17 protein-coding genes are annotated in these 17,023 nt (G+C 63.4%); 8 read left to right on the top strand and 9 right to left on the bottom strand.

The window, feature by feature from the left end; genetic code table 11:
• Positions 1–106: 106 nt before the first annotated feature.
• From AC3AYF_RS08030 to AC3AYF_RS08015, 4 genes are all read left to right on the top strand, one after another.
• Entirely contained in the window at positions 107–1,183 is a 1,077-nt protein-coding gene (locus AC3AYF_RS08030; protein ID WP_295036415.1) for a PA0069 family radical SAM protein, read from the top strand.
• Positions 1,184–1,414: 231 nt separating this feature from the next.
• Complete coding sequence (locus AC3AYF_RS08025; RefSeq protein WP_295036416.1) at positions 1,415–2,218, top strand: glycosyltransferase family 2 protein; 804 nt, start codon at positions 1,415–1,417, stop codon at positions 2,216–2,218.
• Positions 2,215–2,511, top strand: a complete 297-nt coding sequence (locus AC3AYF_RS08020; RefSeq protein WP_295036417.1) for a lipid-A-disaccharide synthase N-terminal domain-containing protein — start codon at positions 2,215–2,217, stop codon at positions 2,509–2,511. The genes AC3AYF_RS08025 and AC3AYF_RS08020 overlap by 4 nt, the downstream gene beginning before the upstream one ends.
• 14 nt (positions 2,512–2,525) lie before the next feature.
• The gene (locus AC3AYF_RS08015; RefSeq protein WP_295036418.1) at positions 2,526–4,271 is read left to right on the top strand and encodes an ArnT family glycosyltransferase; all 1,746 of its coding nucleotides are present in this window, start codon (positions 2,526–2,528) and stop codon (positions 4,269–4,271) included.
• 48 nt (positions 4,272–4,319) lie between these two features.
• Here the strand turns inward: AC3AYF_RS08015 and AC3AYF_RS08010 are convergent, their stop codons facing one another.
• Entirely contained in the window at positions 4,320–5,717 is a 1,398-nt protein-coding gene (locus AC3AYF_RS08010; protein WP_295036419.1) for an ATP-binding protein, read from the bottom strand.
• Positions 5,714–6,376, bottom strand: a complete 663-nt coding sequence (locus AC3AYF_RS08005; RefSeq protein WP_295036421.1) for a response regulator — start codon at positions 6,374–6,376, stop codon at positions 5,714–5,716. The genes AC3AYF_RS08010 and AC3AYF_RS08005 overlap by 4 nt, the downstream gene beginning before the upstream one ends.
• Positions 6,377–6,593: 217 nt before the next feature.
• Here AC3AYF_RS08005 and AC3AYF_RS08000 point away from each other — a divergent pair, with 217 nt between their 5' ends.
• The 4 genes from AC3AYF_RS08000 (at position 6,594) to cobO (ending at position 10,292) form a co-directional block, all read left to right on the top strand.
• Complete coding sequence (locus tag AC3AYF_RS08000) at positions 6,594–8,216, top strand: ArnT family glycosyltransferase (RefSeq protein WP_295036422.1); 1,623 nt, start codon at positions 6,594–6,596, stop codon at positions 8,214–8,216.
• A gap of 58 nt (positions 8,217–8,274) precedes the next feature.
• Entirely contained in the window at positions 8,275–9,264 is a 990-nt protein-coding gene (locus AC3AYF_RS07995) for an SDR family NAD(P)-dependent oxidoreductase (protein WP_295036423.1), read from the top strand.
• 73 nt (positions 9,265–9,337) lie between these two features.
• The gene (locus tag AC3AYF_RS07990) at positions 9,338–9,646 is read left to right on the top strand and encodes a winged helix-turn-helix domain-containing protein (RefSeq protein ID WP_295036424.1); all 309 of its coding nucleotides are present in this window, start codon (positions 9,338–9,340) and stop codon (positions 9,644–9,646) included.
• Between the two features lie 46 nt (positions 9,647–9,692).
• The gene (gene cobO, locus AC3AYF_RS07985; RefSeq protein ID WP_295036425.1) at positions 9,693–10,292 is read left to right on the top strand and encodes a cob(I)yrinic acid a,c-diamide adenosyltransferase; all 600 of its coding nucleotides are present in this window, start codon (positions 9,693–9,695) and stop codon (positions 10,290–10,292) included.
• A 241-nt stretch (positions 10,293–10,533) separates the two neighbouring features.
• Here the strand turns inward: cobO and AC3AYF_RS07980 are convergent, their stop codons facing one another.
• The 7 genes from AC3AYF_RS07980 to AC3AYF_RS07950 all read right to left on the bottom strand — a co-directional run.
• A complete protein-coding gene (locus tag AC3AYF_RS07980; protein WP_295036432.1) occupies positions 10,534–11,583 on the bottom strand; it encodes an ABC transporter permease in 1,050 nt (349 codons plus the stop codon).
• Between the two features lie 5 nt (positions 11,584–11,588).
• On the bottom strand, positions 11,589–13,223 hold the full coding sequence (locus AC3AYF_RS07975; protein WP_295036426.1) for a sugar ABC transporter ATP-binding protein: 1,635 nt from the start codon (positions 13,221–13,223) through the stop codon (positions 11,589–11,591).
• Between the two features lies 1 nt (position 13,224).
• Entirely contained in the window at positions 13,225–13,827 is a 603-nt protein-coding gene (locus tag AC3AYF_RS07970; protein ID WP_487779599.1) for a DUF2291 family protein, read from the bottom strand.
• Between the two features lie 107 nt (positions 13,828–13,934).
• On the bottom strand, positions 13,935–14,912 hold the full coding sequence (locus AC3AYF_RS07965; protein WP_295036428.1) for a D-ribose ABC transporter substrate-binding protein: 978 nt from the start codon (positions 14,910–14,912) through the stop codon (positions 13,935–13,937).
• Positions 14,913–14,983: 71 nt separating this feature from the next.
• Positions 14,984–15,781, bottom strand: coding sequence for a GolD/DthD family dehydrogenase (locus AC3AYF_RS07960; RefSeq protein ID WP_295036429.1), 798 nt, complete (start codon positions 15,779–15,781; stop codon positions 14,984–14,986).
• 29 nt (positions 15,782–15,810) lie between these two features.
• Complete coding sequence (locus tag AC3AYF_RS07955; protein ID WP_295036430.1) at positions 15,811–16,608, bottom strand: SDR family NAD(P)-dependent oxidoreductase; 798 nt, start codon at positions 16,606–16,608, stop codon at positions 15,811–15,813.
• Between the two features lie 19 nt (positions 16,609–16,627).
• The coding region (locus AC3AYF_RS07950; protein WP_295036431.1) for a sugar-binding domain-containing protein at positions 16,628–17,023 on the bottom strand (396 nt) is incomplete at its 5' end.

The following is a 17,023-nucleotide window of genomic DNA, read 5'->3' as shown; positions in this document are numbered from 1 at the left end:
TCCCTCTTCCCTCTTCCCTCTTCCCTCTTCCCTCTTTAAACAGCTTTCTCCCTTGTCGTTCCCAGTGATACTGTATATATAGACAGCATTCACAGGAGTCGCTGGCATGACGTCTCCCTCCAGGCCTACCGGCCCCATGAAAGGCCGCGGTGCGACCTACAATCCCGACAACCGTTTCCAGCCCACCCACAGCACCCGGGAAGACGACGGCTGGTGGCAGGAGGAGCTGCCGCACCGGATCGCCACCCAGGTCCAGTTCGAGGCGCCCCGCAAGGCGCTCTCCTGGAATCAATCGCCGGATCTGGGCTTCGATCGCTCGCTCAATCCCTATCGCGGCTGCGAGCACGGCTGCATCTACTGCTATGCCCGGCCCAGCCACGCCTACTGGGATCTCTCTCCCGGGATCGATTTCGAGACCCGACTGATCGCCAAGACCAGCATGGTCGATCGGTTGCGTGAAGAGCTGTGCAAGCCCGGCTATGTCTGTCGGCCCATCAATCTCTCCGGCAATACCGACTGCTACCAGCCGATCGAGGCCCAGCACGGTACGACGCGCTCGCTGCTGGAGCTGTTGCTGGCGTGTCGTCACCCGGTCACGCTGGTGACCAAGAGCGCACTGATCCTGCGTGACCGGGAACTGCTGGCCGAGATGGCCCGCCAGCGCCTGGTACGCGTCTTCGTCAGCCTCACCTCGCTCGACAACGAGTTGAAACGCACCCTGGAGCCGCGCACCGCCTCACCCGCGGCGCGCCTCAAGGTCATCAGGGACCTGCACCAGGCCGGGGTGCCGGTCGGCGTACTGGTGGCGCCGGTGATACCCGCCGTCAACGCCAGCGAGATCGAGACGCTCCTGGCCCGGGCCGCCGACGCCGGCGCCCGAACCGCCAACTGGACGCTACTCCGCCTGCCGCGCGAGGTGGCGCCGCTGTTCGAGGCCTGGCTGGAGGAGCACTATCCGGAGCGCGCGGGCAAGGTGATGAGCCTGATTCGCCAATCCCGCGGGGGCCAGAGCAACGACAGCCGCTTCGGCCATCGCATGCGTGGCGACGGCCTGTTCGTGGACATGATCGGCCAACGCTTCCGCCGCGCCGCGAAGCGGCTGGAAATGGGACAACGAGCGGACATGGGGCTCGATACCACCCGCTTCCGTGCGCCCCACGCCCAGCAGGACTTGTTCGGCTGATTCTCGAGCGTCGGCCACCACGCGGAGGATGCCCTTTGGTTGGAATGTCCTCCCCGCGACTATCGCTTAAGATTCCTTTAAGTCTGGCTCGCGACCATGGCGGAACTCCGCTCGCGCGCTCCGCGACACGTTCAATCGAGCCAGACCGGAACCGCCTGGGCCACACATCCTGCGAGACGAGTGATGTCGAGCGCCCAGGCAGCCGGTCAGCTCGCCAGGGAATTACCATCAATGCGCTCACCCCTTCACTCCCCCCTGCTCTCGATCCTGATACCGGCCAAGGACGAGGCCGGCAATCTACCCGGCCTGCTCGACGAGATCGAGCGGGCGCTGGCCGATATCGACCACGAAGTGATCGTGGTCGACGACGCCTCGACCGACGGCACCTGGGATCTGCTGGAGCGACGCGCGGCGCGGTCCCCCCGCCTGCGTCCGATGCGCCATGCGCTGAGTGCAGGGCAAAGCACCTCCGTCTGGCAGGCAGCCAGGGCCGCGCGAGGCGTCTGGCTCGGCACGCTCGACGGCGACGGCCAGAACGATCCGGCCGACCTGCCCAGGCTGTTCGAGCGCGCTCGGCGTGGAGATGTGGCGCTGGTCGCGGGTCATCGCATCAATCGTCGCGACGACTGGATCAAGCGCGTCTCTTCCAGGGTCGCCAATCGCGTGCGCTCGGCGCTGCTGAACGACGCCACGCCGGATACCGGTTGCGGATTGAAGGTGGTGCGCCGCAACGCCTTCGTGTCGCTCCCCTATTTCGATCATATGCACCGCTTCCTGCCGGCGCTGATACGCGCCCAAGGCGGCCGGTGCGTCTCCGTCCCGGTCAACCATCGCCCACGGGGAGCCGGGGAATCGCACTACGGGCTGAACAACCGGCTGTGGGTCGGGCTGGTGGATATGGTCGGGGTGATGTGGTTGCGCCGACGTAGCCGGCTGCCGGCGGCCTGCGTCGAGCTGCCGGAGGCGATGACGACGCCGAGCGGCGATGCAACGGCCGGTCAACGGCGCCCCGATGGCGAGGAGGCGACATCATGAGCCAGGAGTGGGTATGGGTGACCATCGGCTTCATCGGGCAGGCCCTGTTTTCGGCCCGCTTCATCATCCAGTGGCTCGCCAGCGAGCGCGCCAGGCGCAGCATCATCCCCGTCGCCTTCTGGTTCTTCAGCCTCGGCGGCGGTGCCACGCTGCTGGCCTACGCGATCTACCGCCGCGACCCGGTGTTCATCGCCGGCCAGGGGGCCGGCCTGGTCATCTACGTGCGCAATCTGATGCTGATCCGGCGGGAAAAGCACCAGGCTAGCGTCCCGGAAACTCCCTCGAATTCCTGAACGAGACCTCGCTCATGCGGCGCTTCCTGTCCGATCCCTCGCAGGCCCACTATCGTCGTGCCTGGCTGCTGTTGCTGCTTTTCGCCATCGTGCTGCTGGGCCTCGGTATCGGCCTGCGCGACCCCTGGCCGGCCGATGAACCGCGTTTCGCGCTCAACGCGCTGGAGATGCTGCGCACCGGGCAGTTCTGGTTTCCGCACCGTGGCGGCGAGCTCTATCCCGACAAGCCGCCGCTGTTCATGTGGGCATCGGCGCTGAGCATCTGGCTGACCGGCTCCGTGCGCTGGGGTTTCCTGATTCCCACCACCCTCGCCAGCATCGGCACCCTGCTGTTGACGGTGGATCTGTGTCGTCGGCTGTACGGTCGGCGCATCGCGCTGATGTCGGGACTGGCGCTGGTGAGCGCGGTCCAGTTCGTGCTGCAGGCCAAGACCGCCCAGATCGACATGATGCTGACCTTCTGCACCACCCTCGCCACCTATGGCCTGCTGCGCCACGCGCTGCTGGGGCCGGCCCGGCGCTGGTGGCTGGTGGGCTGGGTGGCAATGGGACTGGGCATCATCACCAAGGGCGTCGGTATCCTGCCATTGACGCTGCTCCCAGCCTGGCTGTGGATGACCTGTTCCGGACATTCCCGCCCAAGGGTCACACCCATCACGCTCAAGGATGCGGTCCGGGGCATCGCTGCCATGGTGCTGTGCATCGCCGCCTGGGCCGTGCCGATGATCGTCATGTCGACCTGGGGGGACGACCCTTCACTGGCGGCCTACCGGGACAACATCCTGTTCAAGCAGACCGGCCAGCGGTACGCCGACTCCTGGGCCCATCTCGAACCCTGGTACTACTATCTGGTGAGCGTACTGCCCTGGGCGTGGATGCCGTTGATCCTGGCGTTTCCGTGGGCACTGCCCGCCTGGTGGCGCCGGCTGCGGCGGTCCGATCCGCGAATCCTGCTGCCACTCAGTTCGGTCGTGCTGATCGTCACCTTCTTCTCCCTCTCGCCCGGCAAGCGCGGCGTCTACATGCTGCCGACCTTGCCCCTGCTGGTGTTGGCACTGGCTCCACTGCTGCCGGGGCTGGTCACCAGAAAGCGTCTGCACTGGCTGGGTTTCGGCCTGCTGGCGCTGCTGGGCGGTATGCTGTTGGCCGCGGGTGTGCTCGGCGCCGCCGGTTTGCCCGCGCTGGCCAAGGTCGCCGAGCGTCACGCCGTGTCCCCGTGGAGCTGGTGGATCGTGATCGGTGCCATCGCGGCCGGACTGCTGGTCGCCCTGCGCCCTCGTCGCGGACTCTGGGCGCTGGCCCTCTGGCTGGTGGTGTTCTGGGTGAGCTGGTCGACCTGGGGCTACGCGCTCCAGGATCACGCCCGCTCGCCACGTGACATGATGGCCCGGGTCGAGGCGATCACCGGCACCGACGCCTGGCTGGCGATGCCGGACTTCGACGAGGAGTTCCTGCTCCAGTCGCGCCAACCCAGTGTTCAATTCGGCGACAAGACGCCCACTCGACAACAGTTTGTGCGCGCTTTTGCATGGCTGCAGCAGGACGATGACCGCTGGATGTTGGCGATGAGGCGCCAGGCCGAGGACTACGCCTGCATCGACCGCGCGCGGATTCATGACATGGGCATTCAGAATGGGGACGACTGGTGGCTCGTCCCGGCAGCCGCGGTCGGTCGGTGCCAGGGCGATGCCGACGCGGCACCGCTATTCGTGGCGCCCACTACGCTGCCGGACGACACCGGCAGCACGCCTCGGGTATGAGAAAAGCGACAGCGAGAATGCCATGACACGCTGCATCGTGACGGCGAATCAAACGACGGCGTCCAGCCATTCCAGCCGCACCGCCAGCCCGCCACCGTCGCGGTTGGCGAGAGAGAGGCTCAAGCGCTGGCGCTCGGCGATCTCGACGGCGATCGACAAGCCCAGACCGCTGCCGCTGATGCGCTGATCGGAGGCCCGCTGGAAGCGTTGGGTCACGGCTTCCAGCATCGATTCGGGGATTCCCGGTCCGGAGTCGGCAATGCTCAGCCACGGGTGCTGCTCGTCGATCCCCATGGTCACGACAACCCGACCGCCCGACGGGGTGTAGCGCAGTGCGTTGTCCATCAGGTTGCGGATCAGGATTCCCAGCTCGGTGGCGTTGCCCGTCACGCTGACGGGGTCGCCCTCGACGATCTCCAGTTCCTGCTGCTGGGATTCGGCCAGCGGCCACAGGTCGGCAGCCAGGTCCATCACCAGCGCCGACAGCGAGACCGGCTCCGGAGCCGGTCGCTCCTGATGGATATCGAGCCGGGCCAGCAGCAGCAGCTGTTCGACCACGCGCTGCAATCGTTCGATGCCGCTGTAGGCCTTGTCCAGTGCGCTGGGTTCGCCGAAGCGGGCGTTGTCCAGGTGAATCTTCATCGCCGCCAGCGGTGTTCTCAACTCATGTGCGGCGTCCGCGGTAAAGCGTCGCTCGCGCTCCAGCGTCTGGCCGAGTCGATCGATGAAGTCGTTGAGCGCACCGCGCAGGGTCTGCAGTTCCCGGGGCACCGCCACCCGAATCGGGCTGAGGTCCTTTTCGTCCCGGGTCTGTACCTGGCTGGACAGATGCCCGATCGGCGCCAGGCCGCGCCGGATCAGCCGCGCGGTCAGCCAGATCAGAATCGGCAACGCCAACAGCAGCGGAACGAAATTGCCGAGTGCAACCTTGTTGGAGAGCTCGTCCTGAAACGCTTCCCGCAGCCCGACGCTCAGCCAGCGCCCGCCCTCGATCGGCATGCTGAATACTCGCCAGCGGTGGCCGTCGAAGCGCTGCCAGCGATATCCCGTCTCACTCGGCGCCGGAAAGGCCTCCTCTCCGTGCCAGCGCGGCCCCATCAGAATCGGTCGATGCTCGGCATCCCAGAAGCCCAGCGACAGCATGCCCTCTTCGTGAATGTAGCGTTTCGGATTGCCAATCTTGTCGATGAAGCTGCCGGTCTGGCCATACCAGCGGGCGAAATGGCCCGGCTGCGAGAGCTGCTCCGCGATCGCCGCATACGTTCGCGGCGTGGTGTCGGTATCGACGAGTGCCGACACCACGCGCGCCTGCAGGCTCAACTGGGCGTCGAAGATCTCTTCCATCTCGTGTCGGGTGATCAGGTAGGCGGCGGTCACGGCCAGGGCCATGACCAGGACCAGCACGCCAGCGAGGGTGAAATTGAGATAACGGCGAATCGATGTCATGCCACGCGGCTATCCAGACGATAACCGATGCCTCTCACGGTGGTGATCAGATGCTTGTCGAGCTTGCGCCGCAGGTGGTGGACGTGAACTTCCAGCGCGTTGGAGCCGACCTCCTCGCCCCAGCCATAGAGCAGACTTTCCAGCTTGGGCCGGGACATCACCTTGTCGCTGTTTCGGGCCAGCTCGAGCAGCAGCGCGAATTCACGACGCCCCAGGGCGATGGTATCGCCTCGCCAGCTGACCTCGTGCTGCGATTCGTCGATGATCAACTGTCCAATGGAGAGCAACTGGGTCGAACGCCCCTCGGCGCGCCGGGTCACGACCCGCATCCTCGCCAGCAGTTCCTGCAGGTCGAACGGCTTGAGCACGTAGTCGTCGGCGCCCGCGTCCAGCCCCTGGATACGCTGCTCGACGGCGTCGCGGGCGGTCAGAATCAGGACCGGTATCGGATAGTGGCGGCGCATCTCCTTCAGCACCGCCAGCCCATCGATGTCCGGCAGTCCCAGGTCGAGTATCACCAACGAAAAGGGTTCGACCCGCACCGCTTCCAGCGCATCGCGACCTTTCGTCAGCCAATCGACGACATAACCCTCCCGGATCAGGGCCGTTCGGATGCCGTCACCCAGCAGGGGATCGTCTTCCACCAACAAAACGCGCATTGCGATTTCCGTTCTGGTTCATTCATCGAGATCCGTGAAATCCCACCCATACAGCGTCATTGAGACACACCTACCTTAACGATTTCTTATCGTATCGCCCCTCATGATCATGGCGCGAGGCTGCCCGGCCCGATGCCGACCACCCCCTTGCAGGATAATGTTTCGTTAAGACACCGGCGCCACAGTAGCGGCTCACAGCCATGTCGGGACCCATCGAGTGATCATCACCCAGAAATCTTCCCACTCGTCCTACCCGCGACGATTGGAGGCCAGCCACCGGGACGTCATCGTCATCGCCCTGCTGTGGACCCTGTCTTTCGTCTGCGCGCTGGCCAGACCGCTGATGCCGATCGACGAGACCCGTTACGTCTCGGTCGCCTGGGAGATGTGGCAGGCCCACTCCGTCTGGCTTCCGCTCATGAATGGCGCCGCCTACGCCGACAAGCCGCCGCTGCTGTTCTGGCTGATCCAGTCGGGTTGGACCCTGTTCGGCGTCAGCGACTGGTGGCCCAAGTCGATATCGCCCCTGGCCTCGCTGGTCGCGATGATCCATCTCTATCGAATAGCGCGCCGGTTGGGTTACGCCGGCAGTCAGGCCCGACTGGCACCGATGGTGCTCGCCGCCATGCTGATGTGGAATCTCTACGCCGGCGCGCTGATGTTCGACGTGCTGCTGAGTGCCTGCCTGCTGGGTGCCATCTCGCCACTGATCGCGGGTCGGTTCGACTTGCGCAAGGCCACCGTCAGCGGACTGTGGCTGGGATTGGCGCTGCTGGCCAAGGGGCCGGCGGCCTTCGTGACACTGGCGCCGATTCTACTGTCGATCCCGCTCTGGCGCGCTTCGCCGTTGGGCGGACCCGGTCGGCGGCGCCTGGCCTTCGCCCTGGCGCTAGGGTGCTCGATGCTGCTGGCCTGGGCACTGCCCGCCGCCTGGCTGGGCGGCGCCGACTACGCCCGGGACCTGCTCTGGGGCCAGAGTGTCGATCGCCTGCAGCATGCCATGGCCCATGCGCGCCCGACTTGGTGGTACCTGCCATGGCTGCCTCTGCTGACCTTCCCTTGGCTGCTGTGGCCGGCCGGATGGCCACGCCTCCCGAAGCATCGCCATCAGCGACTGGCCTGGATCTGGCTGATCGCGCCGCTGCTGATCTTCTCCATGATCAGTGGCAAGCAGATCCACTACCTGATGCCGTTGCTGCCCGCGCTGGCACTGCTGGTCATGGACCGGCTGGGCCAGGTCGATCCTCGCAGGCCGTTCCGGCCACGGGCGGCCGCGGTGGCGATGGCACTCCTGGGCCTGACAGCGCTCGGCCTGGCGGGGTTCGGCCGCGACGAGGCCGTCGGCTCGATGATTTCGCCGTTCGGCGCCCTCGCGCTACTCGCCTTCGCCGCCATCGTGTGGCGGCAACGCTGGCACGGCGCTGCGCAGACGATCCGCGGCCTCTCTCTCGGCACGGCTGTCGCCGTGTTGATAACGGCGCAGCTGATGCTGGCCCCGCTGTGGAGCCGCTATGACATCGACGCCCCGGGCAAGCTACTGGCCAGACTGGAAGCCGCCGGTGTCCCGGTAGCCTTCGATGGCGACAACTATCAGGCCACCTTCCAGTTCGCCGGACGCCTGAAAAAGCCGCTCGTCACGCTGTCCGGCGACCCGGCCGATCTCTGTCGGTTCCGCAGCCAGGCGCCGTCGGGATGGGTGGTGGGTCGAGATCGCGATCTGCGACCGCTGATCGCCCAGGATAGCGCCGCCCACCTGTTCGATTATCGCGGGGGGAAGCTGGATGTCGTGCCCGTCACCGCACTGTCATTTAGTCCCCGGCTGTCCGCTTGCAACTGGTAACATTCACCCGAGATTCACCGGCCCGAGCGGTGAAGATTCTTTCAATACAGGGACCAGCATGAAAATTCTCGTCACCGGCGCGGCCGGATTCATCGGCTTTCACCTCGCCGACCGCCTCGCTCGCGAGGGTCACAGCGTCGTCGCGCTGGACAACCTCAACGACTATTACGCCGTGTCACTCAAACAGGCACGCAGGGAACAGTTGTCGGGCATTCCTTTCCACCGCGTGGATATCGCGGATCTCGACGCGCTGGAGACGCTTTTCGCGCGCGAGCGCTTCACCCATGTCATCAATCTCGCGGCGCAGGCCGGCGTGCGCCACTCCGTGGAGCATCCCCACGAGTACGGTCGCAGCAACCTGACGGGATTTCTCAACCTGCTCGACGTGTGCAAGCGACACGACATCGAGCATCTACTCTACGCCTCCTCCAGCTCGGTCTACGGGCGCCAGAAGACGCTCCCGTTCCGGGAAACCGATCCGGTGGGCCAGCCCGCGTCGATCTACGCCGCGACCAAGCGCGCCAACGAGATGATGGCCTACAGCTACGCCGACCTGCATCGACTGCCCGCCACCGGGATGCGATTCTTCACGGTCTACGGCCCGTGGGGACGCCCGGACATGGCACCCTGCCTGTTCGCGGCGAACCTGCTGCGTGGAGAGCCCATCGACATCTTCAATCACGGCCGCATGGCGAGGGACTTTACCTACATCGACGACGTGGTCGAGTGCATCGTGCGGTTGCTGCCCCACGCACCCCGGCCCGATGCCGACCGCTCCGCGCCCCACGAGATCTACAACCTGGGTCGCGGCAAGCCGATCGCCCTGCTCGACTTCGTCGATACGCTGGAACGACGCCTGGGGACCACCGCCACGCGGCATTTCAAGCAGATGCAGCCAGGTGACGTCGAGCGGACCTGGGCGGATACCCACAAGCTGAGGTCGGTCATCGACTATACCCCCCGGGTTTCCCTCGAGCAGGGTATCGACCGATTCGTCACGTGGCTGATCGACTACCGCGGGCTGATGCTGGAGGCCATGGCCGCTTGAGGCGAGTCGGCGGTCGTCGAACGGGAGGCGTTGGCGTAGCATCTGACAAAATCCCCGAGTGACGAGGCGACGCATGCCACTGAGCAAGACCCGCACCAGCTTCTATCGACGACTTTACGTCGCCCACCTGATCGACGCCGGTCTCGCCGTCAGCGTGCCGGCCATCGTCGAGCTCAGTGGCATGCCACGCCGCACCGCTCAGGATACCCTCGCCGCGCTCGCCGAGCTCGACATCCACTGCGAGTTCGAGCAGGCCCAGGGAGAGCGCCATCAGATCGGGCGCTACGTGATCCGTGACTGGGGCCCCATTTCCTCGACCTGGGTAAATGACCACGCCGAAGAGATCGCCAGCGCCCTGGGATATCCGCTGCCCAGGCCGTGAGTCCGCCGCCGCCAAGCCCCCCCGATCGCCATCAACCGGAGTCCCCATGAACGATCGCCAGCAGCGTCACCAGCAAGCCATGCAGAAGCTCAAGACCCACGTCGACGAGAAGGTCGCCGCCGCTACCGAGCAGCGGGGCCTGCTGCTGGTCTTCACCGGCAACGGCAAGGGCAAGACCACGGCGGCGTGGGGCACGGTGACCCGGGCGCTGGGCTACGGCTACCGTGTCGGCGTGATCCAGTTCATCAAGGGGCTGTGGGAGTGCGGCGAGCGCGAGCGGCTGATCGAGGATCCCCAGCTCGAGGTCCACGTCATGGCCACGGGCTTCACCTGGGATACCCAGAACCGCGACAGCGACACCGCCGCCTGCCTCGAGGTCTGGCGGGAAGCCGAGCGCCTGCTCGCCGATCCCGAGGTCTACCTGGTGGTGCTCGACGAGATCACCTACATGCTCAAGTTCGGCTACCTCGACATCGACACGGTCAAGCGCGCCATCGCCGATCGCCCGCCGGAGCAGAGCGTCATCGTCACCGGGCGCAATGCCCATCGCGAGCTGGTGGAGATGGCGGACACGGTCACCGAAATGCACGACACCAGGCACGCCTTCGATGCCGGGATTCAAGCGCGCCGCGGCATCGACTACTGAGACTCAGCCTGACAACGGCGGCGCTCGATCACACGGCCTAAGAAACCGACTCAAGATGCTCATTTACACCGCGTAAAATCCACTCTTCCATGGATTTTTATCTGGTCTTCGCTAGTCGACTCTTCAGATAGTGCCTAATCCCCAGTGAGTCGACAGGTATGATTTTGCCCGTATCCACCAGGAAATTGAGGGCATAATGAACTCTCGACCGGACCCGGTTCTTGCTCTCTGCAGGCTCTCGTCAACCGGCGACCATGACACGCTTTTGCAGGCGCTGCTGCAGCTGGTCGATCACCACTGCGAAGATAATCACGATCCCCATGATGACCATCTGCCAGAAATTACTGACCCCTGACATCACCATGCCGTCATTGAGGATACTGATCACACAGGCTCCCACTACCGAACCCAGTACCGAACCACGGCCGCCCGCCAGCGCGGTGCCTCCCAGTACCACGGCAGCGATCGCACGAAGTTCGTAGGTGTCACCGGTCATGGGATGAGCGGTCTGCAGCTGAGAGGTCACTACCAGCCCCACGATCGCCGCACAGAAGCCTGAGAACACATAGACGAACATTTTGACGCGCTTGACCTGCAATCCTGAAAAGAGAGCGGCATGCTCGTTGCCACCAATGGCATAGATATGTCGCCCCAGCGGGGTGCGGAGGCTGACAAGCCATGTCCCGAGTGTCAGCACGGCCAGTATCCAGACAGGGACACCGATCCCCAGCAACTCACCATTACCCATAATGGCAAAGCCGGTGTTATCCAGTGCCTCATAGCCACCCAGGCTGGAGAAGGTTGCTCCGTCATTGAACAGTAGCGCCGCCCCACGTACTACGTAGAGCATGCCCAGCGTGGCAATAAAGGGGGCGACATTGAGTCGGGTAATCAGTACGCCGTTGATCAGACCGATAAGCGCTCCGATCAGGCAGGTGGCGAGAATAACGCCCGGCACGCTCAGAAACAGCGTCTGGTCGCCGATCGGGATCCCCTGCATGATCAGATAGCCGGCAAACATGCCGCTGAAGCCGACGGTGGAGCCCACCGAAAGATCAATGCCCCCTGTGAGTATCACAAGACTCATGCCAATCGACAGGATACCGATCACGGTAATGTGCTGCGCCATGATCAACAGGTTGCCGGTGGTCAGGAAGTTGTTCGCAGTCAAGGCGAAATAAAGGACGACGGCGACCAGGGCCACAAAAATTCTCAGCTTCAGAAACTGCAGCATGAGACGTGAGAGAGGCCGGCCATGGCGTTTGCCGTGGGTATCGGGAGTACCGGTCATGGTAGTCACTGCGAGACTCCTTGTGTACTGCCATCCTCGTCGGAAACGACGGTGGGCGCTGATTTCTGCATGATGTGATTGCGATCGGCCTCTTCACGGCGGAGATCTGCCGTAATGCGACCGGCGGCCATGACCAGTACCCGATCGGATACTGCCAGCGCCTCGTCCAGTTCCGAGGTGGTATAGAGAATAGTGACGCCCTGGGCTGCAATGTCGCTCATGGCGCGGTAGATATCGGCCTTGGCCCCGACATCGACACCGCGGGTAGGCTCGTCGAACAGGAGGATCCGGGGCTGCGTGAGAAGCGCACGGGCAATGACGACCTTCTGCATGTTCCCCCCGCTGAGCGAGGTGATCGGCAGCGTATCGTCCGCCGTCTTGATGCCCAGTGATTCGATCATCCGCCGGGAGTGGTGTTGTTCCCGGCGTGACATAATGAGATTGAGGCCGGGCAGCCCACCGCAGTACCGCCTCAGACTTGAAAGGGTCATGTTGTCGCGCACTGACAACGGCTGAAACATGCCGTGACTCTGACGATCCTCCGGTACCAGCGCGATACCGGCGCCGATATGGCGCGCAGGCTGGCCATGAGCCAGCGACTTTCCGTCCAGCTCGATGTCACCTCGCGCACTACCATGCAGCCCCAGCAGTACCTCCATGAGCTCAGTACGACCGGCGCCCATCAGCCCGTAGATGCCGATGATCTCGCCGCGTCCGGCGCTGAAGCTGATGTTATCGAGCGCCAGCGTGCCATTACTGCGCCGCAGCCACAGATTCCTGACCGCCAGCAGCATCTCCCCTGTTTCCCGAGGGCTGTAGTCGAAAGCCTTTTTTTCGTCCCCGACCATCTGCTGAACGATCCACGGGATATCGATCCGGGCAACCTGATCAACACCCACTACTCGGCCATTCCGCAGTACCGTAATGTGATCGCCGATACGCATGATCTCTTCGAGGCGATGCGAGATGTAGATAATCGCGACCCCTTCGCGGCGCAGATTCTCGATGATCGAAAACAGCACCTCGACTTCGGTCTGACTCAGTGCCGAGGTTGGTTCATCCATGATCAGAACCCGCACATTGCGTCCCAGTACACGAGCAATTTCGACCAGTTGCTGCTGACCGACATGCAGATCTCCCAGCCGGGTCGCGGGATTCAGATGCAGCCCCACCCGTTCCAGCAGCTGTTTCGCGTCATGCTGCTGGCTGCCGACGTCAATCAGGCCGAACCGGCGCTTTTCGCTGCCGATAAAAAGATTTTCGGTAATGGTCAGGTCGGGAAAGAGGTTGAGTTCCTGGAAAATAATGCCGATGCCGGCCTTTTCGGCATCGCGCACGCCACCGAATGACACCGCTTGATCGCCGACCAGAATCTCGCCATCACTGGGACGCTCGGCGCCGGCAAGTATCTTCATCAGGGTCGATTTGCCCGCGCCATTTTCACCGATCAGCACATTCACGCTGCCCGGATAGACCGCGTAGCTGACATCATCCAGCGCCAGCGTGCCGGGGTAGCGCTTGCTGACATTCCGAAGTCTGACAAGCGGCTCCCCCTTCTTTTGCACACCAGCCTCACGCTCATTGGCGGATTCGGCAACAGTGCCGGGTGCCTGCTCTCGTTGAATCGGGTGGGTGGTCATATCAGTGCCCCTCCTGGTGATGCAGCGCGACAGGCACGACATCAATGCTTCGATCCATGCCATCCCAGGTGGCATAGGCACCGACTGCCTCAAGCGCCTGGCCGGCAGACAGTTCGCCATGACGCTCGATCACTTGCTCAACCTGCTGATTCAGACCGTCAGCGAAGTCGGCGAAACTGTTCTGATTGCTGAAATCGCTGTATTTGATCTCCGGAAAGCCATCGCGTATGGCGGTGCCGGGGATCACCGGGCCGACCATCAGATTCACCTGGCGACTGGCATCAGTCTCGAGACTGACCCGGCCCACCCGCGACCCACGCGCTACCTGCTTCACGGTCCCGGTCACCTTCACCCAGAAGGTGCAGGGAAATGCCTGACTGGTCTGCACGCCATTCGACTGACAGGCAGCCGTAAAGCCTTTTTCATCAATGGCAGCCAGGACCTTCGAAAGCGGCATGGCACGCTGTGTTGCCCAGGGGACAAGCCGCTGCTCGAATACCTGCGCGGGATCGATCGCCGGCCCCTGATCGGCCGAACGAATTTTTTCGAGTTCCTGATCGGAGACCAGTCGAAAGCCGGTGGTCGTCATGCCCAGCAGTAGCATGGCGACCACCACCAGCGTTAACTGGCCACGTCTGCGCGATATATGCATATGTCAACTCCCGTTCGGGAAGCCGGGAGCGCCATGGGCGCTCCCCCTGGTTTGCCGCTTCACTGGCACTGATACTCGAAATCCTGCACACACTTCGCGTTATCACTGGTGATCAGGATGCCGCGAAAGAGTTGGCGCTCGGGCTGGCCGGTGCTTCCGGTTTTGAGGTACTGATCGAGCTCCCTGACGCCTTGGCGGGCAAGCTCTTGGGCCTGCAGCATCGAGGTGGCATAGAGATCGCCACTGCGCACGGCATTGCGCTCGTCATTGCTGCCGTCGATACCAACCACAGTGACGCCCTGCTTGTTGGCGGCCTTGAGCGAAGCAATGGCGCCCAGTGCCACCGGACCGTTACCGGAGACAACGCCATTGATGTCGGGGTGCTCCTGCAGGATCGAATCCATGGCCTGCTTGGCACGCAGCAGTTCACCACCGGCGTCCTGTCGCGCCACCATCTGAAGATCGGGATACTGGTCCAGCACCCGGTGAAAGGCCTGTGAACGGGTCACGCAGTTGTTGTCGGCCAGGTTGCAGGTCAGCTCGACATACTTGCCCTTCTCGCCCACCTTTTCGACAAAGCGCTGGGCCACCTGAGAGGCAGCCTGAACGTTGTTATGGCTGAGCTGGGCAATGGCGATGCCATCCTCGGGGATCTCGCGATTGATCAGTACTATCGGAACGTCCTTTTCAGTGGCGTAGCGCACCGCGGCGACGCTGGCCGAAGAATCGGCGTTGTCGAGTACGATGCCATCAGCACCTTGGGCGACTACCGAGCTGATCAGCTCACGCTGGCGATTGACGTCTTCCTGATGAGAGAGCACTCGAGCCTGATAGCCCAGCTCCTGCGCCTGTTCCCTGGCGGCATTGGCTTCAGCGGCGTAATAGGGGTTGTCCAGCGAGTTGACCAGAATCGCAATGCTTCGATCACCACTCTTGCCCTCGGCGGCAAGCGCCAGCGGCGAAAGCGCCAGTGCCGTTACGGATAACAGGGCCGCACCCACGGTAGCCCTCAGTGGAAAGGGGCGTGACATTTTCATGAGGTTCTCCTTGGAGAAATTGTTGTCGTCATGTGCTGCAAACGCAGCGCTTTTGCCAACCTTCAGCTGCACTACCAGATGGTGTAGCCACCATCGATCAGCAGATCGGCGCCGTTGATCATGTCGCTGCTGTTGGAGGCCAGAAACACGATGCTGGCGGCGATCTCGTCGGTGTAGGCGAAGCGTCCGGTGGGAATCATCGATTTCATGCGCTCGCCCTTTTCACCCTGCCAGGCGGCGGCCCCCATGGGGGTCAGTACCACCGTGGGCGAAATGGTATTGACGTTGATGCCATGCGGCCCCCACTCCTTGGCCAGGGTTTTGGTCATACCGATCAGACCGGCCTTGGCCGAGGTGTAGGCACAGTGATGATCAATGGCGACTGTGGCCGCCTGAGAGGCGATATTGATGATCTTGCCGCCATGCTGACTGGATAGCAGATGGCGACCGACCTCACGGGCACAGATGAATGGGGCGGTCAGGCAGACATCGATCTGGCGCTGCCACTCTGCAAGAGAAATATCCTCTGCCGGAGTCAGGGTGATGGTGCCGGCCGCATTGACCAGGATATGCAGATCGCCGAAGTGTTCGATCACTTCCCTGACGCCGCGGGCAACTTCCTGCTCGCTGGTAACATCACAGCACCACGCCTTGACTCGCTCGGCGGGGTAATGCGCCATGACTTCATCGACCCGATCGGATTCGAACTCGGGATAGAAGATGGCGATATTGGCGCCCTTCGCGAGCATCGCCTCATTGGCGGCGGTGGCAATGCCGCCGAGGCCGCCGGTCACCAGCGCCACCCTGCCGGCCAGCGACTGATCGGGATCGACGCCGTAGCGCAACGACATGTCGTACTCTGTTGCCATGGTGAACCTCTTTTTATCGTACTCAGCACTCAGGACATGATCAGACCGCCATCCACATTGATGGCCTGTCCGGTGATGTAGTCGGCATCCCGCGATGCCAGGAAGGCGGCGGTACCGGCAATCTCTCGCGGCTGTGCCGCGCGTTTCATGGGCACACCGGCAACCCATTCACGAATCAGTTCTCCGGGGCCGTAATCACCCAGCAGCTGGCCCCAGTGGTGATCGTTGTACTGCCACATATCGGTTTCCACGATGCCCGGACAGATGGCGTTGACGGTGATACCCGCAGAGGCAAATTCCCGCGCCAGACTCTGGGTCAGTCCCAGCACGCCGAACTTGCTGGCGGCGTAGTGCGGGGTGTAGATAAACCCCTGACGCGCCTGCCCCGAAGCCATGTTGATCAGGCGGCCATGGCCGGCGCTTTTCATGTAATGCAACGCCGCCTTGCAACAGAGGAAGACACCGGTGGTATTGACATCGAGTACACGCCGCCACGCCTCTTCGGAGAGCTCCTCAAGCGGTGCGATGGTGATAATCCCGGCGTTTTGAACGGAGATATCGATACGCCCGAAGCGCTCGAACACGCCGGCGTAGAACGCGTTGACCTCCTCGGCGCTCGTGACATCCAGCCTGACCGCCATCACCCGGCCGGGCCGGGACTGCTCTTCGATGAGGCTTTCGAGGGCAGCAGCAGCCTCGTGTACCTCGGTGCGATTGGAAGCCAGCGCCACGCTGGCCCCCTCTTCAACAAAACGTGTGGCGATCGCAAGCCCTATGCCTCGGTCGGCACCGGTCAACACTGCGGTCTGTCCCTCGAAACGTCTCATGTTGGCTTCTCCTGTTGCGTCAGGGGGCAAGTGACGTGGCAGACGGCACGATGGGCGCCGCCACCGTCTTTGCCGCCAGCCGTTCGGCCGTGAAGGTGTCGGTCACCAGCACCCGAATCCATCCTCCCAGGGCAGCGGCACGAATGGCCTCGATCTTCTGCGCACCGCCGGCCACCCCGATCAGCCGCGGCACGCGCTGCAGGGTCTCGGGGGAGATCGCGACAACGCGTTGATTGAGGGGATGATCGACTAGCCGGCCCTGGGCATCGAAAAAGCGCAGACAGACATCGCCCACCGCTCCCGAAGCGGCCAGGTCAGCCAGCTCGGTATCCGAGAAGGTATTGCCGCTACGGGCCAGGAAGCGGGAAGGCTCCAGCGTGCCGATACCCAGCAGGGCAACGGTCAGGTGGTCAAA

The sequence above is a fragment of the Salinicola sp. genome (assembly GCF_982684285.1).
This window is presented reverse-complemented; position numbering and strand designations above follow the sequence as displayed.